The sequence below is a fragment of the Thermodesulfobacterium commune DSM 2178 genome (genome assembly GCF_000734015.1).
Classification (GTDB): domain Bacteria; phylum Desulfobacterota; class Thermodesulfobacteria; order Thermodesulfobacteriales; family Thermodesulfobacteriaceae; genus Thermodesulfobacterium; species Thermodesulfobacterium commune.
The window spans coordinates 849,311-866,463 of the sequence record NZ_CP008796.1 but is presented as its reverse complement, the minus strand read 5'-3'; the positions used below and the strand labels follow the sequence as shown (position 1 = coordinate 866,463).

15 protein-coding genes, 1 tRNA gene and 1 pseudogene are annotated in these 17,153 nt (G+C 37.1%); 13 read left to right on the top strand and 4 right to left on the bottom strand.

Features of this window, described 5'->3' with window-relative positions:
- The first annotated feature begins 126 nt into the window (after positions 1–126).
- From resB to HL41_RS04275, 9 genes are all read left to right on the top strand, one after another.
- Positions 127–1,407 (top strand): cytochrome c biogenesis protein ResB, encoded by a 1,281-nt coding sequence (resB, locus tag HL41_RS04315; protein ID WP_028841324.1) that lies wholly within the window; start codon positions 127–129, stop codon positions 1,405–1,407.
- A 165-nt stretch (positions 1,408–1,572) separates the two neighbouring features.
- Positions 1,573–3,771: a molybdopterin-containing oxidoreductase family protein gene (locus HL41_RS04310; protein ID WP_038061667.1), complete on the top strand. Its 2,199-nt coding sequence runs from the start codon at positions 1,573–1,575 to the stop codon at positions 3,769–3,771.
- 16 nt (positions 3,772–3,787) lie between these two features.
- The gene (locus HL41_RS04305; protein ID WP_001138409.1) at positions 3,788–4,345 is read left to right on the top strand and encodes a 4Fe-4S dicluster domain-containing protein; all 558 of its coding nucleotides are present in this window, start codon (positions 3,788–3,790) and stop codon (positions 4,343–4,345) included.
- A gap of 2 nt (positions 4,346–4,347) precedes the next feature.
- Positions 4,348–5,334 (top strand): NrfD/PsrC family molybdoenzyme membrane anchor subunit, encoded by a 987-nt coding sequence (nrfD, locus tag HL41_RS04300; protein WP_038061663.1) that lies wholly within the window; start codon positions 4,348–4,350, stop codon positions 5,332–5,334.
- Positions 5,335–5,437: 103 nt separating this feature from the next.
- Entirely contained in the window at positions 5,438–7,501 is a 2,064-nt protein-coding gene (locus HL41_RS04295) for a polyribonucleotide nucleotidyltransferase (RefSeq protein ID WP_051754495.1), read from the top strand.
- A gap of 17 nt (positions 7,502–7,518) precedes the next feature.
- Positions 7,519–8,358 (top strand): purine-nucleoside phosphorylase, encoded by an 840-nt coding sequence (locus HL41_RS04290; RefSeq protein ID WP_038061753.1) that lies wholly within the window; start codon positions 7,519–7,521, stop codon positions 8,356–8,358.
- A gap of 5 nt (positions 8,359–8,363) precedes the next feature.
- A complete protein-coding gene (locus HL41_RS04285; RefSeq protein WP_038061661.1) occupies positions 8,364–9,824 on the top strand; it encodes an Rne/Rng family ribonuclease in 1,461 nt (486 codons plus the stop codon).
- Between the two features lie 7 nt (positions 9,825–9,831).
- Positions 9,832–10,386: a D-glycero-alpha-D-manno-heptose-1,7-bisphosphate 7-phosphatase gene (locus tag HL41_RS04280; RefSeq protein ID WP_038061658.1), complete on the top strand. Its 555-nt coding sequence runs from the start codon at positions 9,832–9,834 to the stop codon at positions 10,384–10,386.
- 9 nt (positions 10,387–10,395) lie between these two features.
- A complete protein-coding gene (locus HL41_RS04275) occupies positions 10,396–11,415 on the top strand; it encodes a glycosyltransferase family 9 protein (protein WP_038061655.1) in 1,020 nt (339 codons plus the stop codon).
- Here the strand turns inward: HL41_RS04275 and HL41_RS04270 are convergent.
- On the bottom strand, positions 11,400–13,133 hold the full coding sequence (locus HL41_RS04270; protein ID WP_038061652.1) for an ABC transporter ATP-binding protein: 1,734 nt from the start codon (positions 13,131–13,133) through the stop codon (positions 11,400–11,402). The two genes, HL41_RS04275 and HL41_RS04270, sit on opposite strands and share 16 nt — an antisense overlap.
- A gap of 27 nt (positions 13,134–13,160) precedes the next feature.
- On the bottom strand, positions 13,161–14,024 hold the full coding sequence (locus HL41_RS04265; RefSeq protein ID WP_028841331.1) for a zinc metalloprotease HtpX: 864 nt from the start codon (positions 14,022–14,024) through the stop codon (positions 13,161–13,163).
- 152 nt (positions 14,025–14,176) lie between these two features.
- Between HL41_RS04265 and HL41_RS04260 the strand changes: the two genes are divergently transcribed.
- The 3 genes from HL41_RS04260 to HL41_RS04250 all read left to right on the top strand — a co-directional run bounded on the left by HL41_RS04260 (position 14,177) and on the right by HL41_RS04250 (position 15,700).
- Entirely contained in the window at positions 14,177–14,806 is a 630-nt protein-coding gene (locus HL41_RS04260) for a DUF429 domain-containing protein (protein WP_051754494.1), read from the top strand.
- Between the two features lie 13 nt (positions 14,807–14,819).
- A complete protein-coding gene (locus tag HL41_RS04255) occupies positions 14,820–15,569 on the top strand; it encodes an SIR2 family NAD-dependent protein deacylase (protein WP_038061649.1) in 750 nt (249 codons plus the stop codon).
- Positions 15,570–15,626: 57 nt separating this feature from the next.
- A tRNA-Arg gene (locus HL41_RS04250) sits at positions 15,627–15,700 on the top strand.
- Between the two features lie 86 nt (positions 15,701–15,786).
- Here the strand turns inward: HL41_RS04250 and HL41_RS04245 are convergent.
- Positions 15,787–16,167: pseudogene (locus HL41_RS04245) on the bottom strand (transposase); the annotation flags it as partial.
- Between the two features lie 253 nt (positions 16,168–16,420).
- Positions 16,421–16,522, bottom strand: coding sequence for a hypothetical protein (locus HL41_RS09960; protein ID WP_407701836.1), 102 nt, complete (start codon positions 16,520–16,522; stop codon positions 16,421–16,423).
- Positions 16,523–16,887: 365 nt separating this feature from the next.
- On the opposite strand from HL41_RS09960, the gene HL41_RS09040 reads away from it, so the two are divergent.
- The gene (locus tag HL41_RS09040) at positions 16,888–17,109 is read left to right on the top strand and encodes a hypothetical protein (RefSeq protein WP_051754493.1); all 222 of its coding nucleotides are present in this window, start codon (positions 16,888–16,890) and stop codon (positions 17,107–17,109) included.
- Positions 17,110–17,153: the final 44 nt, after the last annotated feature.

The following is a 17,153-nucleotide window of genomic DNA, read 5'->3' as shown; positions in this document are numbered from 1 at the left end:
ATAATTTTATTTTCAAATTAAAACCTAAATTACAGGTTTTTCAAGGTGAGGTTATGGGGTTGATTTAAAAATTTTTATATGTTATTTTTAAAAAAGTTTTTTAAACTAACCTAAAGGAGTTGAAGAATGAGGTCAATCTGGGATTTTATTTCTTCGATTAAGGTTGCCATAGTTTTGTTTTTCCTTATAGCTTTTTTTTCCATTTTAGGAACTATTATTCCTCAGGCTCACCCCTCAGATTTTTACTTGATGAAATACGGACCATCCTTAGGCCGGTTGATCCTTGCTTTTCAGCTTGATGATTTTTATCATTCTGTATTGTATATTTTTTTACTATTATTTTTCATGGTAAACCTTGTTAGCTGTTCGATAAAAAGGATTAAGTTTAGCTGGAAGCTTTTTAAAAAAAATCCTGCAGAAGTTGACCCGCATAAATTACCTAATGCTCAAGAGACTAGATTAAAAAAAGATGTTTCTCAACTGATAAATCTATTACAAACCTTAGGGTTTAAACAAAAGGAAACTCCAGAAGGAATTTTGTTCTATCAGGATAAAAATCGGATAGGTTATTTAGCGGTATATTTAGTTCATTTTTCTTTGGTTCTGATAATAGTAGGAGCTATCGTAGGTGCTATTTGGGGTTTTAGAGGTAACATGTATTTGTTAGAAGGGGAAACCTCTAATCAGATAAACCTTTTTAGGAAGGACCATCCTGTTATAGTTGATTTTTCTGTGAAACTGAATAAGTTTACGATGGAAGTTTATCCAGACGGAACTCCTAAAGAGTATGTTTCAAATGTGACTTTTATAGAAAAAAACAATAAAACAGTAGATGCTTTGATCAAGGTTAACCAGCCGGCTAAATATAAAGGAATTACCTTTTATCAAGCAAGCTATGAAGAATTGCCTAAATTTACTATAAGAGTAAGTATAGACGGGAAAACCTTAGAAAAACAAGTTGATCCTACGGTACCTGCAGAAATAGGTGATAGATACGTGCTTATGCTTGATGCCTATATGGCTCATCAAGGTTTTGTGGTAGCTAAGTTTAATCTATTAGATCAAGAAACAGGGGAGGGGGACGAGATTTTCGCTATCGAGGGTAAACCTTCAGAGTTTAAGATAGGTAAAAATGTAGGGAAACTTGAACTTAAAGGCCTGGTTGATAAGTTTTACATGAGTGTGCTTCAAGTTAAAAAGGACCCAGGAGTTTGGTTGGTTTACATGGGTTTTCTGTTGATGATCTTTGGGTTGATAGGGGTATATTTTCTTGATCCTCAAACCCTTTGGGTTTTTCTGAAAAGAGAAGAAAAAGAAACTTTTATAAAGATCGGTGGGATGATAAAAAGAGATAAAAGCGGTCTTAACTTAAGTTTAAACGAGCTTTTAAAGAAATTAGAGGCTTAATTATTAAGTTTTTCTCTTAGATTTTAGTTTTTTTCTTTTTTAGTTCTTCTTAAGCTCGTCCTGTTTAAATTTTCAATAAATGATTGCGTTAAATCTTGACTTTTTATATCTCTTTTTTAAACTAATTTCTTAAAGGGCTTAGAAAAGACCAAGGAGGTTTAAGGAATGAAATGGTCAAGAAGAGATTTTTTAAAGGTAGTTGCTGGTTCTGGAGGAATTGGAGTTATAGGGGCTACGCAGGTAGATAGATTATTAGGTTTAGGACGTAAACCAGAAGGTAAACCGATATATGTTCCTACCGTTTGTGAAATGTGTTTTTGGAGATGTGGGGTTATAGCGAAGGTAGTAGACGGAAAGGTGGTTAAGCTTGACGGACATCCTGCACATCCTCAATCAAGAGGTAAACTTTGTGCCAGAGGTCATGGTGGAATAGGTCTTCTTTATGACCCAGACAGGCTTAAACATCCTTTGATAAGGGTTGGGCAAAGAGGAGAGGGTAAGTTTAAAAAGGCTTCTTGGGATGAGGCTTTAAATTATGTAGCAGAAAAGATGCTTAAGATTAAAGAAACCTATGGTCCTGAGTCTGTAGCCCTCTTTACCCATGGGACTATATCTACTTATTTTATTCATCTTTTATGGGCCTATGGTTCTCCTAATTTGGGTATGCCTTCTTATGCCCTTTGTAGAGGGGCAAGAGACATAGCCTTTAAACTTACCTTTGGTGCACCTGTGGGTAATCCAGAAAGGGCAGATTTAAAGAATAGTAAAGTTATTGTATTGATGGGGTTTCATATAGGAGAAAATGCACATAACTCTATGTGTCAGGAGTTTGCAGAGGCAGTCGGAAAGGGAGCTACAGTTATCGTAGTAGACCCGAGGTTTTCTACCGCAGCAAGCAAAGCTAAATACTGGCTTCCTATCAAGCCAGCTACCGACCTTGCTTTGCTTTTGGCCTGGATAAATGTAATCATAACAGAGGGGCTCTATGATAAAGAGTATGTAGCTAAATATACCGAAGGTTTTGATAAACTGGCTGAAGCAGTGAAAGAATATACTCCTCAATGGGCTGAAAAAGAAACAGACATCCCTGTTTCTTTGATCATAGAGACTGCAAGAATTATGGGAAAAAACAAACCTTCTGTCTTAATTCATCCTGGAAGACATACTGCCTGGTATGGAGATAATACTCAAAGAGTAAGAGCGATAGCGATCCTTACTGCCCTTTTAGGAGCTTATGGAAGGCCAGGGGGTATATATCTTCCACCAAAGAATCCTTTGTCTGAGTATGGTTTTGGAGACTTTTGTGGAGTACCTTATCCAGAACATCAAAAACCTGAGATAAATAAAGGGCCTTACCCTTTTACCGAAGAAGAAGGGGTTATCCCTGAGATTATAAAGGCAACCCTTACGGAGAAACCCTATCCTATAAAGGGATGGTTGATTACAGGGACTAATCTTATTAAATCTACTCCTAATCAGAGGGATACCATCGAGGCTATTAAAAAGTTGGACCTTGTAGTAGCGGTTGATATGATGCCCTTTGATCATGTGCTTTATGCAGATGTGGTTCTCCCAGAGTGTACCTACCTAGAAAGATATGATGATATTTTTGTGGTAAAGGAAAGAAGCATAGGGTTAGCCTTGAGACAACCGGTTGTTAACCCGATGTATGATACCAAGCCTGGTTGGTGGATAGCAAAAGAGTTAGGAGTAAGGCTTGGTTTAAAGGAATATTTTCCTTATAATGATTTTGAGGATTTTCTTAAGGCTAAATGTGAGGCTCTTGGATTAAATTTTGAAGAGCTTAAACAGAAAGGTTATATAGAGATACCAGGCACTGCTAATCCTTACATCAATGAATCTTCTGAGGTTAAATTTAAAACTCCTTCTGGCAAGATAGAACTTTATAGCAAGCAATTAGAGGAAGCAGGGTTTCCTCCTATTCCTACCTATACCAAGCATGAACAACCGCCTAAAGGGTATTTTAGACTTATTTATGGTAGGGTACCTGTGCATACCTTCTCAAGAACTACCAATAATCCATCTTTATGGGAGCTGATGAAAGAAAATGCTGCTTGGCTTAACGCTAAGGTAGCTAAGAAGTTAGGACTTAAAAACGGGGATTATGTGGTCCTTGTTAACCAGGATGGAGTTAAAAGCAATAAGGTTAAGTTAAAGGTTACCGAAAGGATTAGACCAGATTGTGTTTATGTCCCTCATGGGTTTGGAAGTTTTTCTCCTATGCTAAAAAGAGCTTATTTAAACGGTGCAGACGACCAACAGCTGATAACCAGATATGCTGTAGACCCGATTTCTGGAAGTGTAGGAATGAGGATTAATTTTGTTAAGATAGAGAAGGCTTAAAAGGAGGTGAAATAACATGCCAAGATATGCGATGGTTATAGATGTAGAGAAATGTGTAGGGTGTATGGCTTGTGTTATAGCGTGTAAAAAGGAGAATAAGGTAGCAGATGGTTATTTTAGGACAAGGGTGGTAGAAGAGGTTAGAGGAGAATTTCCCAACCTCAGGATGGAACTCAGGTCAGAACTTTGTAATCATTGTGAAATTGCTCCTTGTATAGATGCTTGTCCCACCAGGGCTTCTCACAGGGCAAAAGATGGAACCGTTCAAATAGACCATAAAAAGTGTATTGGATGTAAGGCCTGTATTTTGGCCTGTCCTTATGATGCAAGATACATTCGTCCTGATGGGACAGCTGATAAGTGTACCTTTTGTCAGCACAGAATAAAAGAAGGAAAATTACCTGCTTGTGTAGAAACTTGTTTGGGTAAATCGAGGATCTTTGGAGATTTAGACGACCCTGAAAGTGAAGTGGCTAAGATTTTAAGGACTCACGATGCTGCTGTAAGGCTTGAATGGGCAGGTACTAAACCTCGTGTTTTTTATATTAACAAGAGATTCCCAGGGGGGTTTTAACCATGGTAGAAATAACCATTACCGGGACTAACTCTATCACCTTTCCTCATTTTGAGGTATGGGACTGGAGGATAGTGTTATATCTATTTTTAGGAGGATTGGCTGCAGGAACTTTGGTTATGTGTTCTATCGCCAACCTTAGGCCTACCAAAACAGTAGAAGAGTTAGCCAAATGTGTAAGAGCTCCATTGATTGCTTTTGTCATGCTTGCTGTAGGTGCTCTTTTTATCATCCTTGAAATTAAAGCCCCATGGCATCTTTACTGGGGATATTTGACCTTTCAGCCTCTTTCTCTTATGTCCTGGGGTACTTGGGGTGTTCCTTTAGTTTTGTTTTTTAATGCCCTTTATATTCTTGCTGTGTTGCCTGAAGAACAAAAACATTATCTAAAGTTTGAATTTTTAAAAAGATTTTCAGATAGGTTAAAACCAAGAATGAGACTGATTGCCAAAATAAACTTTGTGGCAGGTATCTTTTTGGCTATTTATACTGGTATTCTTTTAGCCTCTTTTTTGGCTGTTCCGTTATGGAATAACGCGACCCTCCCTATTTTGTTTTTGGTTTCTGCTCTTTCAGCAGGAGCAGCTTTGATAGTTATCATAGCCAAGGATGTAGAAATCAAGTATCTTTTTACAAAAATAGACGTATGGCTTATCGTCATAGAACTTTTGCTTATACCTCTTTACTTTTATGGGTTATATGTTTCTTCTGCCCCTTACAAAAGGGCGTTAGAACCTTTCTTTTCGTTTAAAGGAGAATATTTTATCTATACCCTTGCCTTGATACTAATCTTTTTGTTTTTGCCTCTTGCTTTACGGATGAAACTCGGAGAAATTACCGAGTTTGAAGAACATGGACTTCCTCATCAGTTTACCAGAGGTCAAATTTTGAGGATGAACATAGCAGCTATACTGGTAATTGCAGGAACTTTAATCTTGAGAGGGGCTATAGTTTATGCTGGACAACTTATTAAGCTGAGTATATATTAATTAAATTAATATATAATAACCTTTTAGAACTAAACTCAAAAGTTCTTGCATTTTTAATTTTATACTCTAAACTTATCTAAGCAAAAAATTAAGGGAGTAATATATGAAAAGATTGTCGGTAGACCTGGGATGGGGCGATCCGATTATTATTGAAACCGGAGAATATGCTAAGTTTGCTGATGGATCAGTTGTAATAAGACAGGGAGATACAGCTGTTTTGGTAACAGCAGTGATAGGGCAGTCTTTGGTAGAAGGGGTAGATTTCACCCCCCTTTCGGTAGACTATAGAGAGCAGTCTTCAGCATGGGGAAAGATACCTGGAGGCTTTATAAAAAGAGAAGGGAAACCTACGGATAGAGAAATTCTGGTATCTCGAGTTATAGACAGGTCTGTTAGGCCTCTTTTTTCTGAAGGTTTTTTTTACGATGTGGTGGTGACAGCCTTAACCCTTTCGGCTGATGAAAAATATGACCCAGATGTATTAGCTATTACTGGGGCTTCTACTGCTTTGATGCTTTCTCAAGCACCTTTTGAAGGTCCAATCGCAGGTTTTAGGGTTGGGAGAGTGAACGGAGAGTTTATCCTAAACCCTACCTATGAGCAAAGACAACAGGCAGACTTAGAGCTGATTGTGTCTTGTTCTGAAGATGCTATCGTGATGGTAGAAGGAGGAGGAAAAGAGGTAGAAGAAGAGGTTGTTCTTGAGGCGCTTTATTTGGTTTTAGATAGAGCTAAACCTTTGATAGAGGCTCAAAAGAAACTTATAGAAGACTTAGGAAAACCTAAGGTGAATGTAGAGTTGCCTTCTGATTGGTTAAATATTATAGAAACCTTAAACAGTTTTGTTAAATCAAGAATTGAAGAGGCTTTAAGCATACAAGATAAACTTCAAAGAAAGGCAGCTTTGGCACAAATTTTTGAAGAATTTGTCAATCAGCATGAAAAAATAGCCTCGCAGAAAGTTTTACTGGGGTATCAATATAAAAAACTGATAAGCAAGGTAATGAGAGAGAAACTTTTTAAAGAGGGTAAGAGGATTGATGGAAGAACTCCCGATGAGATAAGGCCTATAGATATTAAGATCCATCCCTTTGAGAGACCTCATGGAAGTGCGGTTTTTACTAGAGGCCAAACCCAGGTTTTTGCCAGTGTTACTTTAGGTTCAAGAGAACAGGCTCAGTTGGTAGAAAGTATTTATGAAGGAGAGGTGTTTAAGAGGTTTATGCTTCATTATAACTTTCCTCCTTTTTGTACCGGAGAAGCCAGACCTTGGGGACCTCCAAGAAGAAGGGAGATAGGTCATGGGGCTTTAGCTGAAAGGGCTTTAGAACCTTTGATTCCAGAGGAAGAGGTGTTTCCTTATATAATCAGGGTGGTAGCCAATGTTTTTGAATCAAACGGTTCTTCCTCCATGGCAACGGTTTGTGCCGGTTCCTTAGCGCTGTTTGATGCAGGAGTTCCTATTCCTAAGCATGTAGCAGGGATTGCGATGGGTCTTATTTTAGAAGAAGGGAGGTCTTTAATAATAACAGATATTTTAGGAGAAGAAGACCAGCTTGGAGATATGGATTTTAAGGTTGCTGGTACCAGGGATGGGATTACTAGTATTCAGATGGATATTAAAATTAAAGGACTTTCTAAAGAGGTTTTAGCTGAGGCTCTTTCAAAGGCTAAAAAGGCAAGAGAGTTTATCTTGGATAAGATGTATGAGGCTATATCTGAACCAAGAAAAACCCTTTCTCCATATGCTCCGAAGATCGAAATCATAACCGTTCCTGAAGATAAAACCTATCTTATAATAGGTCCAGGTGGAAAGACAGTAAAAGAACTCAAAGAAAAAACAAATACTAGTATCTGGGTATTAGAAGGAGGTAAAGTTAGTATTACCGGGCAAACTCAAGAAGATGTAGATTTAGCAAAGAAACTAATAGAAGCTCTGGTATCTGAAGTGGAAATAGGTAAGATTTATGAAGGAAAGATAACAAGAATAGAACCTTATGGACTTTTCATTGAGGTGTTACCAGGGAAGATAGGTCTTTTACATGTTTCAAAAATGGCGAACCCTCCAAAGGATTTGAAAAGTGCTTATAACATAGGTGAAGTAATCCGGGTTAAAGTAATAGAAATAGATGACCTTGGGAGACCTAAGTTTACCGATCAGTTTTAAGATTGGCTAAAAACAAAATGGAAAAAAAAGACAGAGAATACTTTGAAAAAGTAAAAGAAACTTTTGATTATTTAAAAAAAATCGCTCCTTTTCGACCAGATATCATCATAACTTTAGGTACAGGTCTATCTTCTTTGGGGGATAGGGTCAACAAGCTGGCTGTCTTTCCTTATCGTGAACTGCCTAACTTTCCTCGGTCTACAGTAGAAACTCATAAAGGAGAGCTTTGTTTTGGGATTTTAGAAAATAAAAGGGTAGCTGTTTTACAGGGAAGGTTTCATTTTTATGAAGGCTACTCAGCTAAAGAGATAACCTTTCCTTTAAGGGTTTTAAGTCTTTTTAAACCTAAGCTATACTTAGTGTCTAACGCCGCTGGAGGACTAAATCTTAACTTTAAACCTGGTGATTTGATGGTGATAAAAGACCATATAAACCTGATCCCTGACAATCCTCTTCGAGGAATAAACAACGAAGAATGGGGACCAAGGTTCCCTGATATGTCATGTGCTTATGATAAAGAGATGAGAGAACTTTTTAAAAAAGTTGCGTTAAGGCTCGGAGAAGAGGTAAGGGAAGGGGTATATGTAGCGGTTCCAGGTCCAAGTCTTGAAACCCCTGCTGAAACAAGGTTTTTACGGATGATAGGAGCAGATGCCGTGGGTATGTCTACTGTGCCAGAGGTGATAGTTGCAGTTCATGCAGGATTAAAGGTTTTAGGAATTTCTGTTATTTCAAACGTAAACGATCCAGACAACTTTATTCCTATCCTTTTTTCTGAGGTGGTTGAACAGTCTAAAAGAGCAGAAAAACGGTTAGAAAAACTTATAAGAGAATTTTTGAAGGAGCTTCGTTTATAACGACCATGGCTAAGTTGCTCATTAATTATGCTCCTTTTGAGATAAGAGTAGGTTTGGTAGAAAACGGACAGTTGGTTGAATTTTATGTAGAAAGGCCTTCAGAAAAAAGTTTAGTAGGTAATATTTATAAAGGAAAAGTAGTTAGGGTGGTTCCTGGTATTAACTCTGCTTTTCTTGACCTTGGTCTTTCCCGTACAGCATTTTTGTTTGGTGATGATATCATGCCTTCTTCAGAAATAGAATGGGAAAAGGATACGGTTTTTATGGCAAATCTATATGAAATATTGAAAGAAGGGCAAGAAATCCTTGTGCAGGTGATTAAAGAGCCATTAGGAAACAAGGGAGCAAGGGTGTCTACCAACTTAACCTTACCTGGACACTATCTTGTCTATCTTCCTTACATGAACAGAGTAGGTATTTCAAGAAAAATAAAAGATGATTTAGAGCGTAAAAGACTACGAGAAATTGTAGAACGAATAAAGCCACCAAATACAGGTTGGATTATAAGGACAGCTGCAGTAGGAGCTACAGAAGAAGAACTTAAGGCAGAACTGGACTTTTTGCTGTGTCTTTGGGGTGAAATTAAAGAAAAAGCTGAAAAGATGAAGGCTCCAGCTTTAGTGTATGAAGAGCTAAATATAGCCCTTCGTGCTATAAGAGACTTATTTACCAAAGACATCTCAGAGATAGTGGTAGACGATAAAGACTTTTTTGAAGAGATTAAAAACTTTTTAGAACGCTATTTTCCTAATTTAGCACCATATATAAAGCTCTATCAAGGCAAAGAAGATATTTTTTTTGCCCATGGCATCCAGATAGATATTAAAAAACTGCTTTCCCGTAAGGTTTGGCTTAAGTCAGGTGGTTTTATAGTGATCGAACCTTGTGAGGCTTTTACTGCTATAGATGTTAACACAGGGAGGTATACCGGTACCAAAGAATTAGAAGAAACTGTGTATAAAATCAACTTAGAGGCTGCCGAAGAAATTGCCTATCAACTAAGACTTAGAAATATAGGTGGATTAATTATCATAGACTTTATCGATATGGAAAATCCGGAACACCAAGAGTTAGTGGTGCAAACATTAAAAGAAGCTTTGAAAAAGGATAAAGCTAAAAATAGTTTTCTACCTATTTCTGCGTTTGGTATTTTACAAATGACCCGCGAAAGGAAAAGAGATTCTCTTTATAAGATCTTTTTAGAAAGCTGCCCTTATTGTCACGGTGAGGGGAGTATCAAAAGTAAAAAGACAATCTACTATGAAATCTTGAGAAGGCTCATCAAAATGGGTCCTCATATTAAAAACAAAAAAATAGAGATTGAAATTCATCCTGACCTTTCAGAAATAATAGGTGAGGAAATCCACTACCTTGAAGACTTAGAAAAGAAATATGGATTTAGTACCACTTTAAAACCAAATAAAGAATTTTTAGTTTACGAATATAAATTTCACATTCTAACTTAATCAAAATATGAATAAAAAACCAGCTGTTTTTCTTGACAGAGACGGTACTATCAACGAAGAAATGGGTTATATCAATGACCTCTCTAGGGTCCGTCTTTTACCTGGAGTAGCCGAAGGTTTAAAACTATTACAAGACAGAGGGTTTAAGCTTATCGTTATCACCAACCAGAGCGGACCAGCAAGAGGATATTTCCCAGAAAGTTTAGTTTTTGAGGTGAACCAGCTTATCACAAGAAGACTTGCTAAAAAAGGTGTTAAACTGGATGATTTTTTTGTTTGTTTGCATGGTCCAAATGAAGGGTGTAATTGTCGAAAACCAAACCCTGGTCTGGTTTTACAGGCTTTAGAAAAATATCCGATAGAACTTGAGAAGTCTTACTTTATTGGAGATAAGATTGTAGATGTTGAGACTGGAAAAAGGTTAGGGATAAAGACCATTCTTGTTTTAACCGGATATGGTAAAGGAGAGTTAAAGTATGTAGCTCCTAAAAAAGGGATTTATCCTGACTGGGTTGCTAAAAACCTGAAAGAAGCTGCTGAAATCATCATAAGGAACCTTTAATAAAGTTTGATGAAGATTCTTTTGGTAAAACTTTCAGCGTTGGGAGATGTAGTACAAACCCTTCCTTGTTTAACCCTAATAAAACAACAATATCCTCTAAGCATCATCGACTGGGTGGTAGACGAAAGGAATGCAGAGGTCTTAAGAGGACATCCTTATTTAAGGAAGACAATAGTTTTTTCAAAAAAAGACCTTAAAAATCCTAGTAAACTGAAAGCCTTTATCAGGAATTTGAGAGAGGAAACTTACGATTTAGCCATAGATTATCAAGGGCTTTTTAAAAGCGGGGTAGTAATAGGTTTAGCTAAGGCTAAGTTTAAAGTGGGATTTGAAAATCACCGTGAGTTAAGCCCTATTTTTTACAACGTAAAACTTCCTGGCTATGACCCTGAGGTCCATGCAGTAAAACGTTATTTAAACTTGACACAGCAGGCATTACAGCTTATATGTCCAGATTTTGGAGAAAAAGTGGAGACCATTCCCGAAGCAGTTTTGCCAGGATTGTTTCCTCCGTTAGATCTGGTGGAAAAACCATATATAGTTTTTATTCCTTCTGCCAGATGGAAAACTAAATGGTGGATCTTTTCTCATTGGGAAAACCTCATAGAGTTAACCTTAAAGGCATATCCCGAAATTAAGATTTATATTACAGGGGGACCCAAGGAAGAGGACTTAAGAAAATGGGCAGGTTTGATGGAAAAAAAACACCGAGAGGTAAAATCTTTGGTAGGAAAAATGAGGTTAAAAGAGTTGATAGGCCTTATTCAAAAAAGTAAACTTGTGGTAACCGTTGATACAGGCCCTATGCATATTGCTTCAGCTTTAAAAGTTCCTACCGTAGCTCTATTTGGACCTACCTCTCCTTACAGAACAGGCCCCTGGGGAGGTGATTTTAAGATTTTACAAAGTAGGTTAAAATGCAGCCCATGTTTTAAAAAGAAATGCTCTCAGTGGGATTGTATGAATTCTATTTTACCTGAAGAAGTTTTTCAGGCAATTAAAGAAAAATTAGGTCAACTACATTTTTGAAAGGTTTGATAGAGGTTTCTGTAAAGAGTAGAGGTTTCAAGTAATTGTTGATGGGTGCCTTGAGAAACGATTTCGCCTTTTTCAAACACAAAAATGAGGTCAGCCTTAGTGACGGTTGAAAGCCTGTGGGCTATGATGATGATGGTGTGTCTTCCTTTTAAACGGTCTAAAGCCTCTTGAATAGCCTCTTCGGTAATGGCATCAAGCTGACTTGTGGCTTCGTCTAAAATGATGATAGGTGGTTTTTTGAGAAAAACCCTGGCAAGGGCTATTCTTTGCTTTTGACCGCCTGAAAGGTTAAACCCTTCTTCTCCTAATACAGTATCATATCCTTTAGGAAGGGTTAAGATAAAATCGTGGGCTTTGGCTAACTTGCAGGCTTCTATGATTTCTTCTTCTGAAGCCTCAGGTTTTGCGATAAGAAGGTTTTCTTTTATGCTAAGGTTAAACAAAAAAGGTTCCTGAAGGACCATTCCGAAAAGATTCCTCAAACTTCCGATTTCAAATTCTTTGAGATTGGTGTGATCTAAAAGTATTTCTCCCTTTTGAGGTTCTAAAAATCTCGGAAGAAGAGAAGCTAAAGTGGTTTTACCAGAACCACTTGGGCCAACAAAGGCGATAATCTTATTAGCAGGTAAGAAAAAATTGATATTTTTTAGCGTCCAGTCTAGGCTTGAGATATAACGAAAATATACTTCGTTAAAGGTAAAGCCTTGTTTAGGGGGAAGAGCCTTTAGGTTTCCTCCTGTTTCAACCGGAAGGTTAAGGACCTCTTCTATCCTTACCCAGGCACCTTGAGCCTCTTTTAGGTAAGTATAGGCTCTCGAAAGCTTCCTTATAGGATTAAAAATAAGTAGGATGGCTGTTAATACAGATAGAAAACTTCCCGGGCTCATAGCACCATTGATGGTAAGAAACCCTCCATATCCTATAACCAGAGCACCGCCTATTCCTGTAACTACATCTACTAAGCTTTTAGAACCTTCTCTGTATTTGGTAATTTTAAGGCTCCATCTGTAAAAACGCTCAAGCTCTTTAGAAAAAAGCTCTATTACCTTTTCTGGAGAAGGACTAAGCTTAATTTCTTTTATTCCTTGCAAAAGTTCCTGCATCTTGTGGGTTAATTCTCCGGTAGAAGCCTGGGCAAGCCTTCTTGCTTTTCTGGTTTTAGCCCCTAAGGCTTTACTACCAAAGATAATTACCGGGAAGGTAATAAAGGCTAACAATGTGAGGTCCCAGCGTTGATACAGCGCAACCCCTATCAATACTAACACTGAAAAGGAGCTTTGAAAAATAGTAGTTAACGCTTCACCTAAGATGGGCTCTATCTGGGCGGTGTCATTTATCACCTTTGATACAGCCTGTCCATGGGTTTGGACTGCTATTTTCTCTACAGGAAGATAAAGAAATTTTTGGAACAACTTTAACCTAAGGTTATTTATAACTCCTGCAGAGACGGCTTTCATAAAATACGCTTGAAGCAAAGAAGTAATCCCCATCAAGCTAAAGACTAATACCATCAAAAGAGGAACAAGAAAAAAATACTCGTGATGTTTTTCAACAAAAACAAAATTAAAGATAGGTTTTATAGCCCAGGTGCTTGCCCCTGTGATTAAAGAACTAACTACCGCAAAAAAGAGTCCTAACAGAAAAGTTTTCCAAAAGGGTTTAAGAAAAGATAAAATTTTTTTTAAGAAAGAAAAAAGTTCGGAAGACAAAGAAACTCCTATGTTTACAGGATATTCTTATCTTATTTCTTTGGCAAGTTGAATAAGCCTTGCTACCCTTTCTTCTATAGGTGGGTGGGTAGAAAGAAGCTTAAAAAGGGTTTTTCCTGAAAGAGGGTTTACTATAAACATTTGAGCCTTGGCAGGATTTATGTCCATAGGATAGGCTCTGTTCCAATTTTCAAGCTTTTCTAAAGCACGAGCTAAGGCTAAAGGATTTTTGATGATTTTAGCACCTGTTTCGTCTGCTAAAAATTCTCTACTTCTACTTATGGCTAATTGAATAAGAGTAGCGGCTATAGGAATAACGATAATAGCTACTAAAGTAGCTACTATGGCAAGAGGATTATTGTTTTCTTCTTCATCTCTGCTAAAACCACCAAACATCATCCCCCACTGGGCTATGTTAGCTAAATAGGTGATAGCACCAACCAACACAGCTGCAATCGTTGAAATCAAAATGTCTCGGTTTTTGATATGAGCTATTTCATGAGCTATCACACCTTTAAGTTCTTCAGGAGTAAGAAGTTTTCTAATTCCTGCAGTTACCGCAACTACTCCATTTTCTGGATTTCTCCCAGTAGCAAACGCATTAGGAGTTTCTACAGGAATAACATAAACCTTAGGTTTAGGAATCCCAGCTCTTCTTGCTACCTCCTCTACCATAGCATGAAGCTCAGGATCTTCGTGTTTTTCTACAGGAATAGCACCACTTGTAGCCAAAACAATTTTATCAGAAAAAAAGTAGGCAATAAAGTTCATCAAACCAGCCATGATAAGGGCTATGGTCATCCCTGTTTTTCCACCTATCAGTTTACCTACAAAGATAAAAAGAACAGTAAGAATAGCTAAGAACAAAAAAGTCCTAAAAACATTTGACATAAATCTTCCCCTCCTAAAACTTGCAAATTTTATTTAGAAAAATAAATTAAATAAAAATTTACAAATGTCAAGGGATAGAGAGGGTTAAGGGGATAGAGGTAGGTTTTAAGGTTAAAGAGAGTTTTAATTAGAACCATAAAGGATATCCAGAAATGCTTAACGAAATAAAGTTACCAAAGATAGAGTTAGAAGATTTTTTAGGAATAGACCTTGCAGGTTCTCCTAAAAAGCCTACAGGGTTAGCCTACATTAAGGATAAGGTTTTGCTCACCCAATTGGTTTATGAAGATGAGCTACTTCTTGAAAAAGCGGTAAAGTTTAAATATGTTTATATAGATGCCCCTTTAAGTTTGCCTTATGGTAGGTGTGATATAGAACAACGAAATGAGTATCATTTTAGAGAATGCGATCTGAAACTTCGAGAGTTGAAGATTAAATTTTTTCCCATTACCCTTGGAGGTATGAGAAAACTTACTGAACGAGGTATGAAACTAAGAGATTTCTTAATAGCTAAGGATATCGAGGTTTACGAGGTCTTTCCCGGAGCGTTTTATGATGTTTATCATGTAAAAAGAAAGGACAAAAAGGCTATTTTAGACTTTTTTAAAAAGTTTTTATATAGCTTAGGGGTTTTTATAGAAAATAGACCTTATACGCAAGACGAACTTGATAGCATATCCTGTTTATTAACAGGAATTTTACAAAAAACAGGGCTGGCTTTAGAATTAAAAGGTATAGACGGATGTATCATAATCCCTAAGCCTTTATTTAATAAGCCTTAAAGGGGTAAAGGTTATGAATAGAAAAGAAGAACTTGTAAAAGAAGTTGTAGAGCTGATAAAACAAGGTGGGATAGTAGCTTTTACCGGAGCTGGGATCTCGGTAGAAAGTGGGATACCCCCTTTTAGAGGAGCCAAAGGTCTCTGGACTAAGTATAATCCTGAAGAATATGCTTACATAGGGACTTTTTTAAGAAATCCTGAAAAAGTATGGATGATGCTAAGAGAGATTTACCAATGTTTTAAAGAGGCAACCCCCAATCCTGCCCATTTAGTTCTGGCAGACCTTGAAAATAAAGGCTATCTTGAGGCAGTGATTACTCAAAACATAGATAACCTCCACCAAAAGGCTGGAAATAAAAAAGTAATAGAGCTTCATGGAACCGGAGAAAGTTTAACATGTCTTGATTGTGGAAAAAGATATAAGTTTTTCGAGGAATTCGTAAATATGTTTCCTTATCCTAAATGTGAGAAATGTGGTAAAGCCTTAAAACCTGAGATCGTATTTTTTGGGGAACCACTTCCAGAAGAGGCTTTAACTCAAGCTTTTGAGTTGGTAAAAAGGTGTAAAGTCCTTATCGTCATTGGGACTTCAGGGGTAGTTTATCCTGCCGCTTATTTACCTTACGAAGCTAAGAGATCAGGTGCTAAAATAATAGAGGTAAATCCTGAAGAAAGTGCTTATACTGAAAGTATTACTGATTACTTTTTTAAGGAAAGGGCGGGAAAGTTTTTCGAGGAGTTTAAAAGGTTTTTAGAAGGATGAAATGTGTATAAAATTAGGTTGCATTAAACTAAAAAACTGTTATATTTTAAGATGTATGCGCCCGTAGCTCAATCGGATAGAGCATTGGACTACGAATCCAAAGGCTGCAGGTTCGAGTCCTGCCGGGCGCGTTTAATTTTTGTTAATTTTGACTTTTATTAATCCTATATATACCACCTTGTAAACTGAATCCACCCCTGAAAATACCTCTATCACCTTAGCCCTCATCAAAATATCCCTTCATTAGCCTCTCTAATTGATTTGTAGTATAAATAAACCTCCTAACCCCCTCCGGATATTTCATAAACGTCGTAAGCTCATTAAAATTCTCCTCCCACTTCTTTACTAACTCAGGATATATTCTACCCCATCTCTTCTTAAACTTCATCAACCCCTGCCTCGCTTCCTTCCTACTCACCGCCTTGTAAATACCTTTTAAGCCCTCTGCTATCCTATCTCTTTCCTTATTCCTCCTTATCCTTAAACTATCTCTCACAGCATGCAGTACACAAACCTGAAATCTTGCTCCAGGAAATTCTAATTTCACTACCTCCTTTAGCCCCCTCAATCCGTCTCCTATTACTAACTCTACCCTCTTTAGCCCCCTACCTTAAAGCTCTACCAATACCTCCCTCCAATTAATCGCACTCTCTCCTCAGAACCAAAAAGCCAAAAACCCAATATCTCTCTCCTCCCCTCACACGTAAGCCCAACAACCACGTATACCGGCTCCTTATTAACACCCCTCTCCTTACACTTAAAAACGTAGCATCTACATCCAAAGCAAAATACTCCTCTTCAACCTCTTGATCCCTCCATCTATCTCTTGAGCCGTTACCTCTATAAGTCGACTAATGCTTGCAGGAGAGTAATAGCAGAAGGATTTTCGGTTTAAAATCTCCTTCTCTGACTCTGGGTACTTTAAGATTATCCAAAGCACCAAACTTTGTTATAAGACTTCTGGTATAAAACCCATTTCCTTTAGTTTCCGGATGTTCATCAAGGTAAATCTAAAGTTCTTCTAAAGCCAGGACTTCTATGGTTTCCTTTACTACTTTTTTAACTTCATTTTCAATGAAATTATACATATCTTTTAAGTCTTTCATAGGCTTTTCCTCGTTCTTAAATTTTGAGTTTAACTCTATCATTTTTACCAGGAGGGGGGAGCCCTTTACCCCTAAGATTTAGACACAATTAATGAAACACTACCATCTTTTTAAACTTGACTAAAAGTTTTTTTTATGTTAATAATTAGATATTAAAAATTTGTTCTTTTAAGTTTTCAAATCAAATTTTTGATTTTTTGACAAACATTTCTATGGATATTTTTAGAAAAAAACCAGATATTTTTGGAAAGTTTGAAAAATTGATAATAGTATCTAATCGTTTGCCTTTTTCTGTAAAATCTGACTTAAGTCTTTCTAAAAGTCCTGGGGGTTTAGTTTCTGGGATTGAGACTTTTTTAAAAAAATCTGGGATTAAAAATTATGTATGGATTGGATGGCCAGGAGCCAATTTGAATAAAAAAATTTTGAGTTAGTAAAAACTAAGGCTAAAAAACTTAATTGCTATCCTGTTTTTATT

Bases quoted from the DNA above. Each gene is read 5' to 3' on its own strand.
- HL41_RS04305 (WP_001138409.1), top strand. From the start codon at position 3,788: ATGCCAAGATATGCGATGGTTATAGATGTAGAGAAATGTGTAGGGTGT.
- HL41_RS09040 (WP_051754493.1), top strand. From the start codon at position 16,888: ATGGATATTTTTAGAAAAAAACCAGATATTTTTGGAAAGTTTGAAAAA.
- HL41_RS04295 (WP_051754495.1), top strand. From the start codon at position 5,438: ATGAAAAGATTGTCGGTAGACCTGGGATGGGGCGATCCGATTATTATT.
- HL41_RS04285 (WP_038061661.1), top strand. From the start codon at position 8,364: ATGGCTAAGTTGCTCATTAATTATGCTCCTTTTGAGATAAGAGTAGGT.
- HL41_RS04275 (WP_038061655.1), top strand. From the start codon at position 10,396: ATGAAGATTCTTTTGGTAAAACTTTCAGCGTTGGGAGATGTAGTACAA.
- HL41_RS04255 (WP_038061649.1), top strand. From the start codon at position 14,820: ATGAATAGAAAAGAAGAACTTGTAAAAGAAGTTGTAGAGCTGATAAAA.
- HL41_RS04265 (WP_028841331.1), bottom strand. From the start codon at position 14,024: ATGTCAAATGTTTTTAGGACTTTTTTGTTCTTAGCTATTCTTACTGTT.
- HL41_RS04260 (WP_051754494.1), top strand. From the start codon at position 14,177: ATGCTTAACGAAATAAAGTTACCAAAGATAGAGTTAGAAGATTTTTTA.
- HL41_RS04310 (WP_038061667.1), top strand. From the start codon at position 1,573: ATGAAATGGTCAAGAAGAGATTTTTTAAAGGTAGTTGCTGGTTCTGGA.
- nrfD (WP_038061663.1), top strand. From the start codon at position 4,348: ATGGTAGAAATAACCATTACCGGGACTAACTCTATCACCTTTCCTCAT.
- resB (WP_028841324.1), top strand. From the start codon at position 127: ATGAGGTCAATCTGGGATTTTATTTCTTCGATTAAGGTTGCCATAGTT.
- HL41_RS04290 (WP_038061753.1), top strand. From the start codon at position 7,519: ATGGAAAAAAAAGACAGAGAATACTTTGAAAAAGTAAAAGAAACTTTT.
- HL41_RS04280 (WP_038061658.1), top strand. From the start codon at position 9,832: ATGAATAAAAAACCAGCTGTTTTTCTTGACAGAGACGGTACTATCAAC.